Consider the following 22,334-nt stretch of genomic DNA (forward strand, 5'->3'; position numbering starts at 1 on the left):
TGTGGTACCCTTTCTGAATTAATTGTTAGGTAATTTTGTTCCGCATTCAAAACAATATTGAGCATGATCAAAATGTACCTGTGAGTTGCACTTTTTACATGTTTTTTTGCTGCTTACGACACTGTTTTTTAGACTACTTTTTGCAAACTCAGCTGTTACGATTCCGGTTGGAACAGCTATAATTCCATAACCCAGAATCATAACAAAAGCAGCAATAAATTGTCCGAGTGGTGTCTGAGGAGAAATATCACCATAACCCACTGTGGTTAAAGTAACAATTGTCCAGTAAATACTCATAGGAATACTTGTGAAACCGGATTCTTTACCTTCGACTAAGTACATGACAGAACCAATTATTATGGTGCTAATAAGAACGAAATAGATAAAAACAAGAATTTTTTCCTTACTGGCTTCAATGGCTTCCCGAAGTTGAATAGACTGATGGGATATTTGCGGAATATGGAGGATTTTGAATAATCTGAAAAAACGCAGGGCTCTTATGATCGACAGTACACTTGCTCCCGGGAAAAAGATGGATAAATACATGGGTAATACTGCCATAAGATCAATAATACCGTAAAAACTAAAAACATATCTGATAGGTTTTTGAATTGAAATTATTCGCAGTACATATTCAATGGTAAAAAACACAGTGATAATCCATTCGCAAATAATAAGCTGAGAGTGGTATTTTTGATTGATTCCCTGAACGGTTTCCATCATAATCAAAATAACACTTAGCAAAATTAATCCAAGAAGCACCAGATCAAACATTCTTCCCAAAAACGTATCCGTTCCATAAAGGATGATTTTGATTCTTTCCCGGAAGATGTCGTATTTGGATTTTGTTTTTTTCATCTCCACGAAGATAATGAAAGTTTAGCAGTGTTAAAAATGAAGGGTCTTCAGCGATTTGCTTTTTCGAATATAATTTTGAATTATATTTTTGACATCGCGATTGTGCTGCATTGGAATTAAGATATTTTTCAGAATTTCAATATTGGTAATCTGGTAGTTCAAATCGTAGAAGGCATAACCTTTGTAAAGACCATTTTCGATTAAAATAGCACTTCTTTCATTTACATTTCGACCTCTGTCGAGTAAAATGATGCTTTTATTTTCGAAACTGTTTTCAGTAATAAACTGCTGTACACGGGCATTGTAAATCTCAGGAGTTACTTCTTCAATACAGGCACCGTCACACTCTTTAATTTTGTATTGAAAACATTCTTTTTTGGTTTGATACAGTCCTGTTAGTTTTTGGCATAAATGATATTTTGCTGTAAACCTGAAAAGAGCGTTTTTACCTTCCTGCAAAGTAGCAAATGAGGTGATCTCTTTTTTACGGCCATCGGCTTTTTCGAGCTTTAAATTCAGGTAGCCATTTGTATCTTTCTCTGCATACAAAGCATATTGAAAGATGGTTTTTCGTTGGGAGCGATTGTATCTCGGACGGTTTATTTTTATTTCTTCGCTTTCTTTTAAAAGAGCAATTAATTCGCTTCCGGTTTCATCATAAGTTATGGTGAAAACTTCTGCCTGTATTTTTTTACTTTTGGTAGTAATTCCTGTAAAATGCTGATTGACTCTTTTTTTTATATTTTGGCTTTTTCCAATATATATAAGAGTTCCGCCTTCATTGTAAATATAATAGACACCCGTTTTTGCAGGCATTTGAGCTAGTATATCCAGAAACTTTGGAGCAATTCCTTTTTCTACCTCGAGTTTTATAAAATCTTTTACAATGGTTTTTTCCAGATCTTTTTCTAGAAGCATCTTGAATAGCTTGGTTGTTGCCATTGCGTCACCGCTGGCTCGATGTCTGTCTGCCATTGGAATCCCGAGTGCTCTCACCAGTTTTCCTAAACTATAGGAAGGCTGGTCGGGAATTAATTTTTTGGCAAGTTCAACTGTACAAAGGGTTTTGGCTTCGAAATTGTAACCTAATCGTCTGAATTCCGTGCGCAGAATTCGGTAATCAAAAGAGGCGTTATGCGCTACAATAATACAATCAGTGGTGATTTCGATAATTCGTTTCGCAACTTCAAAAAATTTCGGAGCAGAGCGCAACATAGCATTATTGATTCCGGTTAATTTCACCACGAAGGGTTGAATCGGAATTTCAGGATTAACCAGACTAATGAACTGGTCAATTACCTCATGCCCATCAAATTTATAAATGGCGATTTCGGTAATTCCTTCTTCATTAAACTGGCCTCCAGTGGTTTCTATGTCTAGTATTGCGTACATTTTCAATGTCAATATCAATTTCAAAAATCAATGTCAATGCTAAAAATCAATTTTAAAAATTGAAATTTGCAATTGCTATTGTAATTGTCATTGAAAAATTATCTTTTATTTATTATCATTTTTGATGAAATTGCGATAAGTTGTTCAACTTCAATCAGAAGTTTGTCCCTTTTGTCATTATCACCTTCTTTTATATAATCTAAAATTTTTAGCGAATTTCTGGATTCCTTCAATTCTTTTACAACTAAAGAAAGTTTAAAAATAAAATCTTTGTTTGTTATTGTACCTTGAGCTTCTCCAAAATTTAAAGAAGCACTTCCGGATGATCTAATCAATTGATTTTTGTAATATTCATTTTCGAATGACTTCTCTAATTGTCTTGTAAAGAAAATACATTCTCCGGCAAAACGAATTAATCGATCCTCAAAATTGAATATTTTTTCCATTTATATAATTGATTTTTGAAATTGCGATTGATATTGAGAACTTATCTTCCTCCAAAAATGCTGCTTCCAATGCGAACCATTGTGCTTCCGCATTCTATGGCTAATTTGTAATCTCCAGACATTCCCATAGAGATTGTTTTTAGATCGCAGTTTTCAGTTTTTAGCTCTTTAATCGAATCAAAAATATATTTTAAATGTATAAATTCTTTTTTAATTTGGTTGTAATCTTCTGTAAATGTTGCCATTCCCATTAATCCTAAGATACGAATGTTTTTCATTTCTTTAAACTCTGGTGAAGATAGTAATTCATTTAACTCGTTTTCATCTAAACCAAATTTAGATTCTTCTTCGGCGATAAATATCTGAAGTAAACAATTGATAATTCTATTGTTTTTTAAAGCTTGTTTGTTGATTTCCTGCAATAATTTCAAACTGTCAACACCATGAATCAAACTTACAAAAGGCGCCATAAATTTGACTTTATTCGACTGTACATGACCAATCATGTGCCATTGAATGTCTTTAGGCATCTGTTCGTATTTGTCAACCATTTCCTGGATTTTGTTTTCTCCAAAAATACGCTGACCGGCATCATAAGCCTGCATTAAATCGGAGACAGGTTTGGTCTTAGAAACGGCAACTAAAGTTACATTTTCAGGCAAACTTGCCTTGATTGTATTTAAATTCGATGCTATCGACATGGTATTTTTTTATTTTATTAGGAAAGAATAAATTGCTTAGAGATTTTTTCTGCTTTTTTACTTTCGCTATAGTCGTAAAAACCTTCACCAGATTTTACGCCCAATTTTCCGGCTCTTACCATATTGACTAATAGAGGACAAGGTGCATATTTTGGGTTTTTGAAACCGTCGTACATTACATTCAAAATGGCAAGGCAAACATCAAGACCGATAAAATCAGCCAATTGAAGAGGTCCCATAGGGTGTCCCATTCCTAACTTCATTACAGTATCAATTTCGTAAACTCCGGCAACTTTGTTGTATAACGTTTCGATAGCTTCGTTTAACATAGGCATTAAAATTCGGTTTGCTACAAAACCAGGGTAGTCGTTTACTTCAACAGGAACTTTACCTAGTTTTACAGATAAGTCCATGATAGTTTTGGTAACTTCATCGCTGGTGTTGTATCCGCGGATGATTTCGACCAATTTCATAATTGGCACCGGATTCATAAAGTGCATACCAATAACTCTTTCAGGATGTGCTACAACAGCTCCAATTTGAGTAATAGAAATTGAAGAAGTATTGGTCGCCAGAATAGTATTATGGGAACAAGCTTCGTTTAATTGTTTGAAAATATTAAGTTTTAACTCTACGTTTTCAGTAGCGGCTTCAACTACTAAATCCACACCAACAACGCCGTCTTTAATATCAGTATACGTAATAATGTTAGTGATCGTTTTGGTAACTTCTTCCTGAGTGATGGTTCCTTTAGAAAGCATTCGATCTAAATTGGCAGCAATAGTTGCCATTCCTTTGTCTAATGATTTTTCTGAAACGTCAATTAGTTTTACAGTAAAACCACTTTGTGCAAATGTATGAGCAATTCCGTTACCCATTGTTCCTGCACCAATTACAGCTATAGTCTTCATTTAAATTTGATGTTATATTTATGATTTTAGCCACGAGTTCTCAAATTAATTGATGAACTCGTGGCTAATTTATTTTTAAAAGTTTTCAATTATTTATCGAAGCAATCAATTATCTGATAAGCCACTCTCAAGGCGTCTGTTGCCTGTTCCAACGTTACAACTGGTGTTGTGTCAGTTTTTATAGCATTGGCAAATGATTCCAGTTCGTCTAAGATTGCGTTGTTTTGTTCGACATCAGGATTTGTAAAATAGATTTGTTTTTTTACGCCTTCTGCATTTTGCAAAATCATATCAAAGTCACCCGGAATTTCCGGAGCGTCTTTCATACGAACGACTTCGCATTTTTTCTCCAGAAAATCCACAGAAATGTAGGCATCTTTTTGAAAAAATCTCGTTTTACGCATATTTTTCATTGAAATTCTGCTCGCCGTTAAATTGGCTACGCATCCATTTTCGAATTCAATTCTCGCATTGGCAATGTCCGGAGTTTCACTAATTACAGAAACACCGCTTGCATTGATGTTTTTTACTTTTGAATTCACAACGCTTAAAATGGCATCAATATCATGTATCATTAAATCGAGAACTACAGGAACATCTGTACCACGCGGATTAAATTCAGCCAAACGATGTGTTTCTATAAACATTGGATTTTCAATCATGTTTTTTGTAGCAATAAACGCAGGGTTGAAGCGCTCAACATGACCTACCTGACCTTTTACATTGTGTTCTTTGGCTAAAGCAATAATTTCTTCGGCTTCTTCAACAGTATTGGCAATAGGTTTCTCTATAAAGATATGTTTTCCGGATTTGATGGCTACTTTAGCACATTTATAGTGTGAAAGAGTTGGGGTTACGATATCGATAACATCCACAGCGTGGATTAATTTTGCAATGGTATTGAAGTTTTTATAGCCAAACTCTTTTGAGATTCTTTCGGCATTTTCCTGATTTTCGTCGTAAAATCCAACTAATTCGTATTGGTCAGATTGTTGTAATAAGCGTAAATGTATTTTACCAAGATGACCTGCACCTAAAACTCCTACTTTTAACATGAGAATGTATTTTAAACAAAAATATAATTTATTTGTTGAAAGTAAAAGTTTAGTTATGACAAAGTCGAAATTATTTGAACAATTTTAAATGTATTTACATACTTAACTTTTCTTTGAAGTTATTGGTCTGTCTTCGCGATATTTCGACTTTTACTTCTTTTGGAAGCTGTACGAGCAAGTTACCACTAAACCAAGGGTCAATTTTGAGTATATATTCTATATTGATAATTTGGTTTCGATTGGCCCGGAAGAAATAATCATCAGGAAGTTTTTCTTCAATGTTGTTTAATGATTTATTAAGTACAGCTTTTTCATCCTGAAAGAATATTTTGGTGTAATTGCCATCAACTTCAAATAGAAAGATATCAGCAATTTTTACGAGCCAGCATTTTTCGCCATCGCGAATAAAAATCTGATTGTTTAGTGTCAGTTTCTTACTGCTTTTTTCTTCTTTTTCAATTAGATTTTGACTTGCTTTTTCGATGGAATGAGCAAATCTTTTTGGATTTATCGGTTTTAGTAAATAATCTAAGGCGTTGTATTCGAAAGATTTAATGGCGTATTCGTCAAATGCTGTTGTAAAAATCGTAATAGGAACTTTGTCTAGCATTTCTAACAGCTCAAAACCGTCTTTTTCGGGCATATTGATATCCAGAAAAAGTAGATCCGGTTGGGTTTCCTGTATCAGTTTAAAGCCTGAATCTACATTTTCTGCTTCTCCGATAATTTCAATTTCAGGGTGATTTTTAATTAATTCTTTAAGCTCATTTCTGGCCAGACGGGAATCTTCAACAATAACAGCTTTTATTTTTTTCATACTTAAAGTATTGGAATAATTATTTTTGCAATTACTTTATTTTCTATTTCCTGCAATTTAAAATTAGCTTTTTCACCATAGATTAAATGCAATCTTTTTTCGATATTTTTAATTCCTAATTGTGTAGAATCTTTTTCAATGGTAAGCATTCCAGTATTCGAAACCAGAATGGTTAAATTGTTATTTTCCAGCTTGGTTTCTAATGATATTTGCCCTCCGTCTTTTAATTTTGCAATTCCATGTTTAACCGCATTTTCGATCAACATTTGGATGATCATAGGAGGGATTTGCATGTTTAAAGTGTTTTGGTCTATTTGAGAAATAAAATTCAAACGTTCTTCCATTTGAATTTTTGAAATTTCAATGAAGTTTTCTACCATTTCAATTTCTTCTTCCAATGCAATTGTTGTAATCTCGTTTTTGGTCAGGGAATACCGAAGCATTTCGGACAATCGGGTTATCATTTCTCTTGATTTTTCAGGATTTTCCAGAATTAATCCGCGAATATTATTTAAGCTGTTAAACATAAAATGGGGATTAATTTGTCCCTTTAAAGCGTTCAATTGAGAATCTTTTAAAGTGTTTTCAATTTCCATTCGATCCATTTTATTATTCTTGATTTGCAGGGTTGTTCTGTAAATGGTATAAATAACTATCCAAAGAAAGAAAAGAAATCCCATCACAAAAATAAAGGCGATTTGGTTTTTTTGAGATTGAGATGGATGGTCAAGAACTTCAGGTCTTTGATAAACGTAATGAAGCATTAGATAATTGTAAGCCATTAGCACCCCATAATAAAAAAGTGCCGCTGCGAAAATTAAAAAAAGCATTTTAATAATCTCCCAAAGTTTAAAATCATCCAGTTTTATGTATGGGTCATATAAATATTTTAAACTTATTGAGAGTAAAGTAAGCAGACATACACTAAAACAATAGTCCAGTAAAAGTTGCCAATTTTTATATCCTAAAAAATTTAGTTCCGGAATGATAATCTGAGGAATAAAAATTATTCCTGAATAGATAGTCCATATGATGATCTGAACTAAAATGAAAACGTGATTCTTTTTTTGAAACATTTTTATAAGTTATTTTGTCTTCAGCGGTGCGTGATACCCATAATACATTCCTGCGATAAAAGCGCCTACAAGGAGCAGGCAGATTACAACAATTATAGTCATTAGAATTTTTGTGGTTAATTTCATTAAGATAAAATTTTAAATAACAAATGGCTTATTTCAATAGTCAAAGCTATAATTATTTTGATCATAATTTTAAGTTTTAAAAACTTTGGCAATGTTGACATTGCCAAAGTTACATTTTAAATAATTAATTTTTAGGTTGAAAATCAGGGTGGCCTACTTGCCATAGTGCAAAGCTTAAAACATCAGCAACTTCTTCATACGATTTCGCTTTTGAAGCTCCGCCAAAATGACCTGCTTCATAATCTACTTTTAATAAAGTTGGTTTTTTAGACGCATTTACCTCAAGCAATCTAGCGGCAAATTTAGCAGGAGACCAAACAATGATTCTAGGGTCGTTGAATCCTGCTGTTGTTAAGGTTGCGGGATAGTTAATACCTTCTTTAAGTTGTAAATAAGAATCCATTTCTATGAGAGCTTTGGCTTCATCTTCTATTTTTACGGTTCCAAATTCAGGTGTATTTGCAGGTCCGTTTGGTGCATTTTCACCTCTAACGGTATTCATGCTTCCTACTCCGGGAATGGCTACTGCATATAAATCGGGTCTTTCTGTAATGGCTCTTCCTACCAGAATTCCCCCAGCGCTTCTGCTGTAGATTGCCGTTTTTGTCGGATTTGTATATCCTTCCTTAATCATATATTCGGTGCAGGCAATTACGTCTTTCCAGGTATTTTGTTTTTTACTTTTTTGACCATCCAGATGCCATTTTTCGCCTAATTCTCCACCGCCTCTTACGTGAGCAACAGCAAGTATTCCGCCTCTTTCTACCCATAAAAGTAAACTTGGATTAAAACTAGGAGACATAGACATTCCGTAGGCACCGTAACCATAGAATAAAACGGGATTCTTTGTGTCTTTTTTAATTCCTTTTTTATAAATAATTGATAGTGGAACTTCAACACCATCATACGATTTTACCATTAATTCTTCAATTTCAAAATTTTCAAATTCTGGATATTCAGTAATAGTAGAGAGCTCTTCTCTGATAAAATTGTTTTTCTTTACATCGTATTTATAGCGTTCTCCTTTGGTTGTCCAGCCAGTTGTTCGAACCCATAAGTCTGAAAATTTGCTTCCTCTTGAAGTTAAAACAATGGTAGCAGATTTTTTTGGGGTTTTAATTTCCTTGTGGTTTTTTCCTTCAAAATCAGTGAAGAATAATTTACTTTCGATTCCGTTTTTTGTTTTGGTATAAAAAATCCCGTCTTTGGTAATCGTAATAGGGTTTAGATTGGCTTCCTTGTCTTCAGGGATTACAAGTGTTGCGGTTGCTAAATTTGGGTTGGCAATACTAGTTTTTGTTACTTTAAATTTTGGAGCATTAAGACTTGTGAAAAAATAAATGTCTTTATCGCTAAAAGCGAAATTTTTAATTTCATCTTTCCTGTCTGTCAATAATTTCCAGCTAATTTTGGCACTATTCAAATCAGAGCCTTTGGCAATAAACATTTTCATGTTCGGATTTACAGAATAAGGCATCAGAAAAAGCATCTTACTGTCTACGTCATAGCCCATAATAGGAATTTCTTCATCTGCAATTTTTAATTCAGGATACATGACTTTCGAAAAAATTACTTTATCCTTTGTAATATCATTGCCTACAATGTGCAATTTGGTTACAATATTTAATTGCGCTTTTGCATCATGGATATCGGCTGTTGGTGATTGTGCATACAAAAATGATTTGTCATCGTTTAACCAATTCGCATTTCCAAATCTTAACTTATCGATTTTATCTGCCAAAATTTTATTATCTGATACATTTATTAAAAGCATTTCGCTCATTTCGCCGCCATTTTTCGAAATATTTATAGCAATTAGTTTTCCGCTCTTATTTGGAGAAAAAGAGCTAATAGTAAAGATATCTTTTGCTTCGCCTTTTAGGGTTTGTGGATCAAAGATTAACGTTTCTTTTCCTTTTAAGCCAGCTCTTTTATACAGTTTTGCAACCTGATCTTTTGGAGTTGTTTTTTGATAAAAGTAAGTTCCATCTTCCATAATTTGTGTTCCACTGATTGCTTCAGTGACTCTGTCATTTATAGAAGTTAATTCATCAATAAGCGTTTGTTTTCCCGGAATTGAGTTTAAAATATTGTTTGTATAATCTGCCTGAGCCTTTAACCAGCTTAGTGTTTGTTCATTTTTTAAATCCTCAAGGTTTCTGTATTTGTCTTCCACTGTAATTCCAAAATAAATATCTGTAGCGGGAACAGAGGGTGCTTTTTCGGGTTTGTTTTGTGCAAATAAATTTCCTGTAGAAATAATTCCAAGAGATAGAAAAGCGATCTTTTTAAATGTATTGGTTTTCATGATTAATGTTTTTTGATTGAGGATTAGATTAATTGAATACGATTACGGTGATAAATTTATAAAGCGCAAATCCGATTATAAATCCTACTATAAATGACTTAGTAATTTTGTAAACATTTACTTCTTTTTTAGTTTCCATGATTTTTAGGTTTAATGATTTGTTAATTTTAATAATTAATTAATTGATTGATTGATTGATTGATTTTTTACAAGTGAATTAAAAAACTAATAATATTGGTAATAAGTCCGATTGCGAAACCAATAGCCAGTGGTTTTAGAATTTTGGTCGGAGTTTTAAAATTTATTGTGTTCATAATTTTGGTTTTTAAATTATTATTTCCTGTTTGATGTTTCAAAAGTAGCAACACATCAGCTGAAAATTTTTAAAAAAATGACGAACGGTTGATACAAGCATTTGAATGGTAAATGGTTCGGATTATATTAATTTGAAAGAAGTTTCTGATTTGAAAACATTCTGTATGAAAGCATTTAAAATTGATTTACTTTCCTATTTTTGCAAAAATAAAACCAACCTATTTTGAAAGATACTGCCAAACATCAAGGACTTCGTAATCAATTAGTAAGCACTTTAGAACAAAAAGGGATTACTGATAAAGCAGTTTTAGATGCGATAAAAAAAATCCCGAGACACCTTTTTTTAAATTCAAGTTTTGAAGATTATGCGTACCAGGATAAGGCATTTCCTATAGGAGCGGGGCAAACGATTTCTCAGCCTTACACAGTTGCGTTTCAATCACAATTATTAGAGGTTAAAAAAGACCACAAGATTTTAGAAATTGGTACAGGATCAGGGTACCAAACAGCGGTTTTGTTTATGTTGGGAGCAAAAGTGTATAGTGTGGAAAGACAGAGTGAGTTGTTTAGAACAACTTCTAATTTATTTCCGAAATTAAACATTCGTCCAAAGCATTTGTCTTTCGGAGATGGCTATAAAGGATTACCAAGTTATGCACCCTTTGATAGTATTATCGTTACAGCAGGAGCTCCATTTATTCCGCAGCCTTTAATGGCACAGCTTAAAATAGGAGGAAGGTTGGTTATTCCGTTAGGAGAAGATGTTCAGATTATGACTTTATTAATTCGAAAGAACGAAACACAATTTGAAAAACATGAGTTTGGAGAATTTCGATTTGTTCCTTTATTAGAAGATAAAAATTAAAGCGAGAGCCCACTATGTATAGCGGGCTCTGGTTTTTTATTGCCCTATAATACTAATATAGCGCTCCAGGCTTTCTTTTTCAATTCTGGCGATAAAGAATAAAAAATCTTCTTTATCTTTTTTTGTTTGAGCGGTTTCCAGAGATTGATAGTATTGCATTCTGTTTTCATAATCTCCTTTTATATTGGCGATCAGATAGCCTTTTTGCATTAGAATTAAATTCATGACTAATCTGGAGGTTCTGCCGTTTCCATCAATAAAAGGGTGAATAGTAACTAGTCTTTCGTGCATTTCGGCTGCAAGAATAACCGGATGTAATTTATTTTTGTTGATTTCATACCAAATAAAATACTCTTCCATTTCCTTTGCAACTAAAAAAGGCTGTGGAGGCATGTGATTGCTTCCCTGAATCATGATCTGTACTTTTCGATAACGGCCTGCATCTTCAGGAATTATACCTCTTAAAATTAAATTATGTATAGATAAAAGATCGCGTTCATTTAAGCTGTTGTTTTTTTGCATTAAATCTTTTATAAAACCTATCGCTTCCTGATGATTAATGGTTTCAAGATGTTCTCTCATACTTTTCCCTGAAATGGTCAAACCTTCGTTGATGACCATGTCTGTCTCGCGAAGCGTCATGGTATTTCCTTCAATTCGATTGCTTTCAAAAGTATATTCGAGTTCAAGTGCCTGACTGATTTTATAGCTATCAAACTGTCTGTAAGTATCCAGTTTTTCTTTTAAAACATCTATTTCACTAAGGATTTTTTCTAAAGTGGTTGATAATTTTAATTTGGAGACTGTTTTATTGTATTTGATTTCTTTCTCTGCAACTTCAAGCGCTTTTAGAGCAAATTCATCATCACCAATTTCATGTAGAATTTTTTCTTTCAGCCATGCGATCATTAAAGTCTCATAGTCTATTCCTAGAAGTTGAGATAGCTTAACAATTTGATCTTTGGTTGGTTTTCGCGAACCGCTTTCAAATTTGCTTATTAAAGCTTGATCGATGCCAAGTAGTTGTGCTACTTCGCGGGTTTTTAGACCTTTTTGTTCTCTTGCATTTTTAAGGAGCGATTTCATTTCTACTTTATTTAAATTGTCTTGACAAATTTAGTCATAAATTTTAATAGAAAAAAGCAATATCAAAATATTGCTTTTCAAAATACTATTTAGGAGGAAGTGAGCCGTCTTTTCTCATTTCTTTTACAACAGTTTGCATAATTGCATCAACTGTTTGGCCAAGATCTGTAACATATTCGGATTTGGTAGTTCCTGTCCAGATCAGTTTATTGTCCTTTAATGAAAAAACATTGGTTTCTACCATATAAGCAGTGGTTTCCTGATAATATCCGGGATCATAGAAATAGGGCGAGTACATTCCGTACCAGTTTCCAAAGCCATAACCATACATTCCGCTATATAAGCCATCGAATCCGCCGTAGTACATTCCTGTATAAGTTCCGGGAACATAATTGGTTTCTTTTTCTTTGCTTACTAGTCGCATTGTGATAACGCCATCAAAATTTTCGTCCTGCAAAATTTTTAATTTCTGCTCTTTGGTTAGTTGTGTAGTAGTTTCGTTTAAATATTGGTAAGAAGTTTTGAAAATAGGATTACCAGTGGCAATTCTATTTTCGACGGTTCTTCTTGAAGCCTCATCTTTTACTAAAGCGACAACTAAAACTTTTTTAAAATGCTCCTGAGCTACGGTTATATGAGGGTCTCTCCAACTGCTAACAATAGATGTATTGCTGCCACAACTTGAAAATATCACAACAGTCATGAATAAAATTAAGTACTTTTTCATATTCTAAGGTTAAATTGTTTGTAGTAAAAATAACGATAAAATATAAGTAAAAATCTCTTTATGAGTGATTTGGAAATATATTTTTTAGTTGTATGCTTTTTTTATCCGATCTAAATCGCGTTTGGTATCCTGTTCTTTCAGAGATTCGCGTTTGTCGTAGTTTTTCTTTCCTTTACAAAGGCCTATTTGAAGTTTTGCAAGTCCTTTTTCGTTGGTGAATAATTTCAACGGAACAATAGTAAGTCCTTTGGCCTGAACATTTTTATGCAATGTTTTAAGCTCCTTTTTATTTAAAAGTAATTTTCTCTCACTTCTGGATTTGTGATTGAATTGATTACCAAAAGAATACTCTTCAATATAAGTATTGATGGCAAAGAGCTCCATATTGTTAAATTCGCAGAAGCTTTCGGTAATATTTGCTTTACCCAGGCGTATAGATTTGATCTCGGTTCCTGATAAAACAATTCCGGCAGTATAAGTATCGATTATCTCATAATCAAACCGGGCTCTTTTATTAAGTATATTGACTGTTTTTAACATAGTGTACAAATGTAAAACAAAAATGAAAAACTTTAATAGAATCTGAAAGAATTAAACTTTTTTTTTAATCTATGATTTTAATCATATTTAAAGAAAAAGCTTACATATAAGTTTGTTGAATAATTTAAAACAAACTAAAACATGAAAAAGATTTTAACACTAGTAAGTATTGCATTTATTGGCTTAACAGCAAAAGCTCAGGATACAAACCAGGGTTTAAAAGGAACCTGGTTTGCAACATCGCAATTTGGTTACCAACAAACTAAAACAGGAGATGTTAAAAGCACAAACCTAACTGTATTGCCAGTTGTTGGAACATTTGTAACGCCTTCTGTTGCAGTAGGAGCGGGATTTGGTATTATTAATATAAAATCTGAGGAAAAAGCCGGAACCGTAGCAAAAGCAGATTTGCTTGTTATTCAGCCATTAGCCAGAAAATATTGGAATGTGGCGAGTTCGTTGTATTTCTTTGGACAGTTGGCAGCTCCTATTATTACAGGAAAAGAGAAGGAAAGTGATTTAAAGATTAGTCAATACGGGCTATCAGTTTCGGGTGGATTTGATTATTTTATTAGTAAAAATTTCTCAGTTGAGTTCTCTTATAATCTGGCAAACTTTACATCTACCACATTAGATCCAAAAAATGGAGAGAAAACCACAGTAACTAATTTTGGACTGGCTCATGTCGCAAATGTTGAGCCTTTTTACAATACAGCTTTAGGGGGAAGTGCACCAAATTTGACTTCTCCGCTTTCTTTCGGATTTAAATTTTTATTTTAATAAACATCATAGAGAAGACTTTTATTGGCAGAAAGTTCATAAGAATTGAATAAAAAAAGATTTTATGACTTTTTTGTTTTTTTAATTGTAGTCTCTAGAGTTAGAATAATTGTAGTTTAATTTACTAGTTTTGTAAAAAAAAAGAAAGACCGTGCTTTTAAAGTACGGTCTTTTAGTATAATTATTTTAAAAATATAAAATGCAAAATAAATCGAAAGATCCTTTACATGGTATAACGCTTCAGAAAATAGTAGAAGCATTAGTAGAACACTATGGCTTCGATACTCTGGCAGAATTAATTCCGATTAAGTGTTTTATTTCAAATCCAAGTGTAAAATCAAGCTTGACTTTTTTAAGAAAAACCGATTGGGCACGTAAAAAAGTGGAAGATTTATACATAAAATCACTGCCTAAATTGGCGAAGTAATTTATAATTTATAAGAAATCATAACACCTCCGCGGTAGGGAAGCCATTCACCACTTTTGTTCCAGTTTTGTGCTTTTTCGTATCTACCAGGAGTTCCATCATTGTAATAACCGTGATAAAAACCTTGATGCCAGCCACCTCCAGCGAAAATATCCAATAAAAATTTATCGCTTAATTTGATATTGTATCCAACAGTAACTCCTAAGCGATAACCAAAACCATGTTCATAATGGTTAGAGCCCCAGTAGTTCCATTTCTGAATTTCATAAACGTCTGGTCCTGCGTGACCACCTACATAAAAACCGTTATAATTTTCTTTAAAATGATAACGAAGTTCAGGTGTTAGCGTGTAGAATTTCATCGGACTATGTCCGTTAAAGGACTCCCAAAATGACGCCATTACGTCAACACTAAAAGTTAGATTTTTTCCGATACTGGTTTCAATTCCAACATTTGGTACAGCTAATAAAGCGGTTGCAGCATTGAATTTAATAAAAGTCTGGCTTTGAGACTGAACCGAAAAGAAAAGAACAAGGGCAATAAAAAAATTTTTCATAAAATAGGCTTTCGTGATGTCGAAATAAGCTCTTTTTTCTTATTTCGACTGCAAATATAACGCAAACCAATAGTTACTATTATCCAGAACTATTAATTTAACAGGAATATTTTTTTACCAAAAAGGTTAAGGCTTCTTATTGTTTAATAATGAGTAGATTACGCTGTCTAGATACTTACCGTCATAAAATTCACATTCTTTAAAATGTCCTTCTTTGATAAAGCCGCATTTTTGTAATACTTTTTCTGAAGCATAGTTTTCGGGGTCAATCACCGCTTCAATCGAGTGTAATTTTAATTCGTCAAATCCGTAAGTAATAAGTCGGTTGACAGATTCCGGAATGATTCCTTTTCCGTGAAATTCCGGTAGCAAGATATATCCAATTTCGGCGCGATGATGCTCGGGTTGCATTCTGTAATATCCTATAATACCTAGTAGTTTAGGATTGTCTTTTAAAGTAATTCCCCAATTGATTCCTTCATTGGCCACAATTTTGTCTTCAATCATTGCAATATGTTCTAAAGCTTCTTCAGAATTTTTGACTAAGGGACGTGGAATGAATTTCATCGTTTCAGGATTTGAACGCAATTCGAAAACTTCATTTACATCGTCATTTGTTATTCTTCGTAAAAGCAAACGTTCTGTTTCAATTACGGGGAATGGAGTAAAATTAAATTCCAGCATTTATTTGTAGATTATAATATTGATATACTAAATTTTGAATTAAAGGTTTGAAAGGATTCTAAAATTAAAACACCTTCTTTTTTGAATAAATCTCCTGAATTTTCAGCAGTATCCGAGTAGCCCAGCCAAGGTTCGATACAAATAAAAGGAGCTTGTGTTTTTGTCCAGATGCCTAAACTCGGAAAGTCTTCAAACTCAACCTTAATATAGGGTTTGGAGTTTTGAAGGAGGGTTAATGAATTTGATTCTAAGGTTTTAAAAATCAATGCGTCGTTTTTAAATAATTCGTAGTGTAGAGGAATTAGACTATTTTGACTTTCCAGGACTTTTGTTTTGTTGGAAATTAGATCATTTTCCAGAAGGTAATATTCGAGAACTTCCTGCTTTTCGAATTGGAATGCATAATTTTCAAAATTTTGAGGCAAAGCAATCGCGGGGTGAGCTCCTATAGAAAAAGGCATTTTATTCTTACCTGTGTTAATTACTTTGTATTCAATGCTTAATGTTGTATTTTCAATAGTGTAAATAAGCTGCAGTTCAAATTCAAAAGGATATTTTTGTAATGTTTCGGGATCTGATTTTAAAGAGAAAATGGCCTTGCTTTCTGTTTTGTCTATTAATTGAAAATCCATATCACGTGCAAAACCGTGTCTCGGCAATTGGTACTCCTTTCCATCAATCGTATAAGTATTGTTTTTCAGAGTACCTACGATAGGGAAAAGTACAGGAGAATGTTTGCTCCAGAAGCTTGGATTACCTTCCCATATGTATTCATTATTTTGATTGTCTTTTAATGAAAATAATTCCGCTCCGAAATGTTTTATTGAGACGCTTAGTGCTGAATTGTAGATAGATGTATTCAAAGTGCTTAAAAATGAAAAGAGTTAGTTTTATGTTGATGTAAATATATTTTATAAATTTTAGTTTTTTAAGAAAATGGCTTAAAATATTTTTGAATAAAATTTAATTTTCATTTCAGGATTTCTATTTAAATAGCTTTTTTTTTCATTAATTTGCTATATAAACAGCTAAAAAATATGAAAATACAATCCTCAAAAGCCTTATTAACTATGGCTTTGTTTGTTGGAATTTCCTCTGGTTGGGCACAGCAAACGCCTGCAACAACAGTAGCAAATCCCGTTAATAACTACAACTATCACGATGCATTTGGACCAAATTTTTATACCAAAAACGGTACGCCAACACGTTCTGCAAATGGCCAGCCAGGAGTTGAATATTGGCAAAACAGAGCCGATTATCAGATAACTGCAAAATTAAACGGAACTACAAATGAGATTATCGGTACAGATGAAATTACCTATACCAATAATAGCCCGGATAAAATGTCATTTGTATGGTTGAATTTAGATCAAAATTTATTCAAAAGCGATTCAAGAGGAAATGCGGTAGTGCCAGTTTCTGGAAGCCGTAATGGGGCTCAGGGACAGGTTTTTGATGGAGGAAATAAAATTAAATCGGTTAAAGTAATTTCAGGTGGAAAGAAAAAGACCGAAATCGAGGCAAAATACGTAATTACAGACACCAGAATGCAAATATTCCTTCCGGAAACACTGGCATCAAAAGGAGGAGCTGTAAAAATTAAAATCGAGTTTTCGTTCATTGCACCTTTTGAAGGCTCAGACAGAATGGGAGTTTTAGAAACTAAAAACGGTAAAATTTTCACTATTGCACAATGGTATCCGCGTATGTGTGTGTACGATGATGTAAAGGGATGGAATACTGCACCTTACCTGGGAGCTTCTGAGTTTTACCTGGAATACGGTAATTTTGATGTTAAACTTACGGTTCCGGCAAACCATTTTGTTGTAGGTTCAGGAGAATTGTTGAATGGATCTGAAGTGTTGCCAGCTGAGCAGTTTAAACGTTACAAGGAAGCTTCTTTAAGTGATAGAACAGTTTCGATCCGTACTGCTGAAGAGGTTGTGTCAACAGCAAATTTGAATGCTTCGGGACAGAAAACATGGCATTATCAAATAAAAAATGCTCGTGATTTTTCTTGGGCATCCTCTGCAGCTTTTATTTTGGATGGAGCAAAAATTAATTTACCTAGTGGTAAAAAAGCATTGGCTTTATCAGCTTATCCAGTAGAAAGTGCAGGACAAGATGCTTACGGACGTTCAACGGAATATGTAAAAGCATCGATTGAAAATTACTCTAAAAGATGGTTTGAATATCCTTATCCGGTAGCGACAAACGTTGCAGGAAATGAAGGTGGAATGGAATATCCGGGAATTGTTTTTTGTGGTTGGGAGTCAAAAGGACAAGATTTATGGGGGGTAACAGATCATGAATTTGGACATATCTGGTTTCCTATGATTGTGGGTTCGAACGAAAGATTGTTCGGCTGGATGGATGAAGGTTTTAATACTTTTATCAATTCATTGAGTACAGCAGATTTTAATAAAGGAGAGTATGTTGAAAAACCAACAGACTTGCATAAAGGGGCAGAGTCTTTTACAAGACCTGACTTAGAAACGGTGATGAGTTCTCCTGACAATATGAAAGAGGCAAATATTGGTATGTTATGTTATTTCAAGCCAAGTATAGCTTTAATAATATTGAGAGAACAAGTATTAGGAAAAGAACGTTTTGATACTGCTTTCCGTACTTATATTGAACGTTGGGCTTACAAACATCCACAACCGGATGACTTTTTCAGATCGATGGAAAATGTTGCAGGTGAAGATTTAAGTTGGTTTTGGAGAAGCTGGTTTGTGAACAACTGGCGTTTTAATCAAGGGATTAATTCAATTAAGTACATAAAAAATGATCCGGCAAAAGGAGTTGCCATTACAGTTGAGAATTTCGATAAAATGGCAATGCCAGTTGTTTTGGATGTGAAAACAAAGAGTGGAAAAGTTTCAAGAGTAAAACTACCTGTAGAAATTTGGCAACGTAATAATGTTTGGACTTTCAAACACGATTCTACTGAAGAAATAGATAGTATAACACTTGATCCTGATCATGTTTTCCCAGATAATAATGAAACAAATAATGTTTGGACAGCTGCAAATGGTAAAATAGAAAAAGATGTAGTTTTAGATGGTTATTTAGGAACATACTCAACTTCAAGAGCACCTTTGAAAATTGATTTTACAGAAAAGAATAATGCATTGAATGTTCTGATAACAAACTATCCGAAGTTTACTGTAAAGGCTGTAGAAAATGAAAAAGATGTCTTTCAATCAGCTGAAGCCGGATTAAAATTCAAATTTAACGAGGCTAAAACAGGTTTTGATATGATTATTTTAAGTAGTGGTGATGCAATACCGTTTACTAAAAATTAGAAATATAAAAAGTAAATGCTTAAGAACCCGATAGTTATTTGTAATTATCGGGTTTTTTATTGTCCAATTCTAACATTTCATTAAAAAAATGTTAGAATTTTATTTTTTTGTTTCATAAATAAAAAATTAGTGTACTTTTGCAGTCGATGAATAAAATAAGTTTACATATAACTTCTTTGTCACGGACAAAATCACCTGTAACTTCTCCCGAAGTACGGACACTATCTCTATAGTATCCACAGAGTTTTTCGCCGCGTATTTATTTATATTCATTTTTCATTTTGAAATCACATCATTTGTCCATTGGACAAACATATCCTAAAAGTATATCTTATTTTTTGAATTTTCTTGGTCAAGTTTTTGATTTTGAGAATCTTACTGCTATTTTGTTTATTTTTATTGGATTGAATTCAGGATTTCAAACTAAACATTACGTTTTAATTTTTAACTCTAACTTCAACTATTGAAATGAAAATCTCTATTGTTGTTACTCAGGAAGAACACTTCAAATTCGCACAGGAAATTTGCGATACAATAGAATCATCTGCCTTATTAAGAGGTACTGGGATTGCTAAAAGAACTCCTGAATACATTCAGAAAAAAATGTCGAACGGTGATGCGATGATTGCTTTGGCAGATGGGAAGTTTGCAGGTTTTTGTTACATCGAAAGTTGGCAGCACGGAAAATTCGTGGCGCATTCCGGCTTAATTGTGCATCCGGATTACAGAAGTTTAGGTTTAGCCAAAAAAATCAAGTCAAAAGTTTTCGATTATTCTCTTGAAAGATACCCGGATGCCAAGATATTTGGTATTACAACTGGTTTGGCAGTAATGAAGATAAACTCTGATTTAGGATATAAGCCTGTTCCGTTTTCTGAACTAACTACCGATCCAAGTTTTTGGGCGGGTTGTAAAACCTGTACAAATTATGAAATACTAAAAAGCAAGGAAAACAAAATGTGCCTTTGTACAGGGATGTTGTACGACCCAAAGGACAAACAAAAAGAACCGCCGAAACACCCTTTTAACGTGGCTGTTTTAAGCAGGTTAAAAAAAATTAAACAGGCTTTGTTTCTGAATAAAACCTTGTTTTTCGGGTTCTTATCTTAAGAATCAAACTAAAAATGAAATCTCAAACTTGCTATATACGAAAGTATTAGCCTAAATTATAAAAAAATGAAAAAAGTTGTATTAGCTTATAGTGGAGGATTAGATACCTCGTATTGTTTGAAATATTTAAAAAATGAAAAAGGATACGAAGTTCACACTGTTCTTGTAGATACAGGAGGATTTGATGAAGAAGAATTATCAGCTATCGAAAAAAGAGCTTATGAGCTAGGGAGTGCACAACATGCTAACCTTACAATAGTTGACAAATATTATGATAAAGCTATAAAGTACTTGATTTTTGGAAACGTATTAAAGAATAATACATATCCTTTATCAGTGAGTGCTGAGCGTGTTTTTCAGGCAATCGAAGCGATTAAATATGCTAAAAAAGTAGGGGCAAATGCGATTGCACACGGGAGTACAGGTGCGGGGAATGATCAGATTCGTTTTGATTTGATTTTTCAAACTATTGCTCCTGAAATTGAAATTATTACACCAATAAGAGATTTAAAACTTTCCAGACAGGAAGAAGTAGATTATTTGTCTAAAAATGGTGTTCATTATTCTTGGGAAAAAGCACAATATTCGATCAATAAAGGACTTTGGGGTACCAGCGTTGGAGGTAAAGAAACTCTAACATCAAGTGAGCCGTTGCCAAGTGAAGCTTATCCTTCTCAATTGCAAAAAGAAGGAGAAGAAAAGGTGACGTTGCATTTTGAGCAGGGAGAACTGGTGGCATTAAATGGAAAGAAAGATGTTCCTGAGAAAAATATTGTCAAACTTGAAAAACTGGCAAATGCTTATGCTATTGGAAGAGATATTCACGTAGGGGATACTATTATCGGAATTAAAGGAAGAGTTGGTTTTGAGGCTGCTGCACCGTTAATTATCATCAAAGCACATCATTTACTGGAGAAACATACGCTTGGTAAATGGCAGCAATACTGGAAAGAACAATTAGGAAACTGGTACGGAATGTTGTTTCACGAAGGTCAGTTTTTGGATCCGGTGATGCGTAACATCGAAACCTTTTTGCAGGATACTCAAAAAACAGTTAATGGAACTGTAACAGTTTCATTGAAACCCTATCATTTTTCACTTGACGGTATTGAATCTAATAACGATTTAATGAATACAGGCTTTGGTCAATATGGGGAAATGAATAATGCGTGGACATCTGACGATGCAAAAGGATTTATTAAGATTTTAGGTAATGCTCAAAACATATTTTCATCTGTAAACCATTTAGATCATGATTAATGTTGGAATAATTGGTGGTTCGGGCTATACAGCCGGAGAACTCATTAGAATTTTAATGTATCACCCCAATGTAAACATAGATTTCGTTTACAGTACTACAAATGCCGGAAAACCACTTTCTGTGGCACATCACGATTTGATGGGAGATATTGCAATGAACTTTACGGATGTTGTAAATCCAAATGTAAATGTGGTGTTTTTGTGTCTTGGACATGGAAAATCTATTTCATTTCTAAAGGAAAATCAATTTGCAAGCCACACGAAAATCATTGATTTAGGAAATGATTTCAGATTAAACAAAGATGCTCATTTTGAAGGAAAAGATTTTATATACGGCTTGCCGGAATTAAATAAAGCAGCGATCAAAAAAGCAAATTACATTGCAAATCCAGGTTGTTTTGCTACAGCGATCCAATTGGCTTTGCTGCCTTTAGCAAAAAGCAATCTGCTGCTTAATGATGTACATATTAATGCAACAACCGGAAGTACCGGAGCGGGTGTAGGGCTTTCAGAAACCTCACATTTTAGCTGGAGAAACAATAATATGTCTCATTATAAGGCTTTTGAACATCAGCATTTAGGTGAAATTGGAAAGAGTCTGGTTCAGTTGCAGGAAGATTTTGAGAGTGAATTGCTTTTTATTCCGAACAGAGGAGATTTTCCAAGAGGAATTTTCGCTACTTTATATACAATTTCTGATGAGAGTCTGGAGCAAACAGTTGCTAAATACGAAGAGTTCTATAAAAATGAACCTTTTGTTACCGTGACAACGACAAACATCAATATGAAACAAGTCGTTCAAACGAACAAATGTATCATTAGTTTATTGAAAAAAGGAAACCGGATTTTGATCACTTCAATTATTGATAATTTAACCAAAGGTGCTTCTGGACAAGCTATTCAAAATATGAATTTAATGTTCGGATTAGAAGAAACCACCGGTTTACATTTGAAACCAAGCGGATTTTAGAGAAAATTGAAAGATT

General features: G+C 33.5%; 22 protein-coding genes. 7 read left to right on the forward strand and 15 right to left on the reverse strand.

Going from position 1 to position 22,334, the window contains the following annotated elements:
• Window positions 1–18 precede the first annotated feature (18 nt).
• The 9 genes from AC3IS6_RS14700 to AC3IS6_RS14740 form a co-directional block, all read right to left on the reverse strand.
• A complete protein-coding gene (locus tag AC3IS6_RS14700) occupies window positions 19–858 on the reverse strand; it encodes an ion transporter (protein WP_489160395.1) in 840 nt (279 codons plus the stop codon).
• A gap of 30 nt (window positions 859–888) precedes the next feature.
• On the reverse strand, window positions 889–2,250 hold the full coding sequence (locus tag AC3IS6_RS14705) for an exonuclease domain-containing protein (RefSeq protein ID WP_489160396.1): 1,362 nt from the start codon (window positions 2,248–2,250) through the stop codon (window positions 889–891).
• Between the two features lie 98 nt (window positions 2,251–2,348).
• Window positions 2,349–2,696 carry a four helix bundle protein gene (locus AC3IS6_RS14710; protein WP_489160398.1) on the reverse strand — a complete coding sequence of 116 codons (348 nt, stop codon included), beginning with the start codon at window positions 2,694–2,696 and terminating at the stop codon, window positions 2,349–2,351.
• 41 nt (window positions 2,697–2,737) lie between these two features.
• Window positions 2,738–3,397 (reverse strand): YggS family pyridoxal phosphate-dependent enzyme, encoded by a 660-nt coding sequence (locus AC3IS6_RS14715; RefSeq protein ID WP_489160399.1) that lies wholly within the window; start codon window positions 3,395–3,397, stop codon window positions 2,738–2,740.
• Between the two features lie 17 nt (window positions 3,398–3,414).
• The gene (locus AC3IS6_RS14720; RefSeq protein ID WP_263360579.1) at window positions 3,415–4,308 is read right to left on the reverse strand and encodes a 3-hydroxyacyl-CoA dehydrogenase family protein; all 894 of its coding nucleotides are present in this window, start codon (window positions 4,306–4,308) and stop codon (window positions 3,415–3,417) included.
• Between the two features lie 89 nt (window positions 4,309–4,397).
• Window positions 4,398–5,363 (reverse strand): Gfo/Idh/MocA family protein, encoded by a 966-nt coding sequence (locus AC3IS6_RS14725; RefSeq protein WP_489160401.1) that lies wholly within the window; start codon window positions 5,361–5,363, stop codon window positions 4,398–4,400.
• 94 nt (window positions 5,364–5,457) lie between these two features.
• A complete protein-coding gene (locus tag AC3IS6_RS14730) occupies window positions 5,458–6,180 on the reverse strand; it encodes a LytR/AlgR family response regulator transcription factor (RefSeq protein WP_489160403.1) in 723 nt (240 codons plus the stop codon).
• 2 nt (window positions 6,181–6,182) lie between these two features.
• A complete protein-coding gene (locus tag AC3IS6_RS14735; protein ID WP_489160405.1) occupies window positions 6,183–7,256 on the reverse strand; it encodes a sensor histidine kinase in 1,074 nt (357 codons plus the stop codon).
• Window positions 7,257–7,506: 250 nt separating this feature from the next.
• Complete coding sequence (locus AC3IS6_RS14740; RefSeq protein ID WP_489160406.1) at window positions 7,507–9,690, reverse strand: prolyl oligopeptidase family serine peptidase; 2,184 nt, start codon at window positions 9,688–9,690, stop codon at window positions 7,507–7,509.
• Window positions 9,691–10,228: 538 nt separating this feature from the next.
• Here AC3IS6_RS14740 and AC3IS6_RS14745 point away from each other — a divergent pair.
• Window positions 10,229–10,870: a protein-L-isoaspartate(D-aspartate) O-methyltransferase gene (locus AC3IS6_RS14745; RefSeq protein WP_017497113.1), complete on the forward strand. Its 642-nt coding sequence runs from the start codon at window positions 10,229–10,231 to the stop codon at window positions 10,868–10,870.
• 36 nt (window positions 10,871–10,906) lie between these two features.
• Here the strand turns inward: AC3IS6_RS14745 and AC3IS6_RS14750 are convergent, their stop codons facing one another.
• The 3 genes from AC3IS6_RS14750 to smpB form a co-directional block, all read right to left on the reverse strand.
• Window positions 10,907–11,956 carry a Fic family protein gene (locus tag AC3IS6_RS14750; protein WP_489160408.1) on the reverse strand — a complete coding sequence of 350 codons (1,050 nt, stop codon included), beginning with the start codon at window positions 11,954–11,956 and terminating at the stop codon, window positions 10,907–10,909.
• Between the two features lie 85 nt (window positions 11,957–12,041).
• On the reverse strand, window positions 12,042–12,683 hold the full coding sequence (locus tag AC3IS6_RS14755; RefSeq protein WP_489160409.1) for a hypothetical protein: 642 nt from the start codon (window positions 12,681–12,683) through the stop codon (window positions 12,042–12,044).
• Window positions 12,684–12,767: 84 nt separating this feature from the next.
• Window positions 12,768–13,223, reverse strand: coding sequence for an SsrA-binding protein SmpB (smpB, locus tag AC3IS6_RS14760; RefSeq protein ID WP_017497111.1), 456 nt, complete (start codon window positions 13,221–13,223; stop codon window positions 12,768–12,770).
• A 141-nt stretch (window positions 13,224–13,364) separates the two neighbouring features.
• Here smpB and AC3IS6_RS14765 point away from each other — a divergent pair, with 141 nt between their 5' ends.
• Together AC3IS6_RS14765 and AC3IS6_RS14770 are read left to right on the forward strand one after the other, a co-directional pair.
• Window positions 13,365–14,003, forward strand: coding sequence for a hypothetical protein (locus AC3IS6_RS14765; protein WP_489160411.1), 639 nt, complete (start codon window positions 13,365–13,367; stop codon window positions 14,001–14,003).
• A gap of 199 nt (window positions 14,004–14,202) precedes the next feature.
• The gene (locus AC3IS6_RS14770; RefSeq protein ID WP_489160413.1) at window positions 14,203–14,430 is read left to right on the forward strand and encodes a VF530 family protein; all 228 of its coding nucleotides are present in this window, start codon (window positions 14,203–14,205) and stop codon (window positions 14,428–14,430) included.
• A gap of 1 nt (window position 14,431) precedes the next feature.
• Here the strand turns inward: AC3IS6_RS14770 and AC3IS6_RS14775 are convergent, their stop codons facing one another.
• The 3 genes from AC3IS6_RS14775 to AC3IS6_RS14785 all read right to left on the reverse strand — a co-directional run bounded on the left by AC3IS6_RS14775 (window position 14,432) and on the right by AC3IS6_RS14785 (window position 16,533).
• Complete coding sequence (locus tag AC3IS6_RS14775; protein ID WP_489160415.1) at window positions 14,432–14,986, reverse strand: DUF3575 domain-containing protein; 555 nt, start codon at window positions 14,984–14,986, stop codon at window positions 14,432–14,434.
• A 126-nt stretch (window positions 14,987–15,112) separates the two neighbouring features.
• The gene (locus tag AC3IS6_RS14780) at window positions 15,113–15,670 is read right to left on the reverse strand and encodes a GNAT family N-acetyltransferase (protein WP_173968216.1); all 558 of its coding nucleotides are present in this window, start codon (window positions 15,668–15,670) and stop codon (window positions 15,113–15,115) included.
• An 11-nt stretch (window positions 15,671–15,681) separates the two neighbouring features.
• Entirely contained in the window at window positions 15,682–16,533 is an 852-nt protein-coding gene (locus AC3IS6_RS14785; protein WP_489160418.1) for an aldose 1-epimerase family protein, read from the reverse strand.
• 174 nt (window positions 16,534–16,707) lie between these two features.
• Between AC3IS6_RS14785 and AC3IS6_RS14790 the strand changes: the two genes are divergently transcribed.
• From AC3IS6_RS14790 to argC, 4 genes are all read left to right on the forward strand, one after another.
• Complete coding sequence (locus AC3IS6_RS14790; RefSeq protein ID WP_489160420.1) at window positions 16,708–18,978, forward strand: M1 family metallopeptidase; 2,271 nt, start codon at window positions 16,708–16,710, stop codon at window positions 18,976–18,978.
• Window positions 18,979–19,446: 468 nt separating this feature from the next.
• On the forward strand, window positions 19,447–20,088 hold the full coding sequence (locus AC3IS6_RS14795; protein WP_173968213.1) for a GNAT family N-acetyltransferase: 642 nt from the start codon (window positions 19,447–19,449) through the stop codon (window positions 20,086–20,088).
• A gap of 66 nt (window positions 20,089–20,154) precedes the next feature.
• A complete protein-coding gene (locus AC3IS6_RS14800; RefSeq protein ID WP_173968212.1) occupies window positions 20,155–21,348 on the forward strand; it encodes an argininosuccinate synthase in 1,194 nt (397 codons plus the stop codon).
• Window positions 21,341–22,318: an N-acetyl-gamma-glutamyl-phosphate reductase gene (argC, locus tag AC3IS6_RS14805; protein ID WP_489160422.1), complete on the forward strand. Its 978-nt coding sequence runs from the start codon at window positions 21,341–21,343 to the stop codon at window positions 22,316–22,318. The genes AC3IS6_RS14800 and argC overlap by 8 nt, the downstream gene beginning before the upstream one ends.
• Window positions 22,319–22,334 lie beyond the last annotated feature (16 nt).

The sequence above is a fragment of the Flavobacterium sp. KH_035 genome (assembly GCF_057839565.1).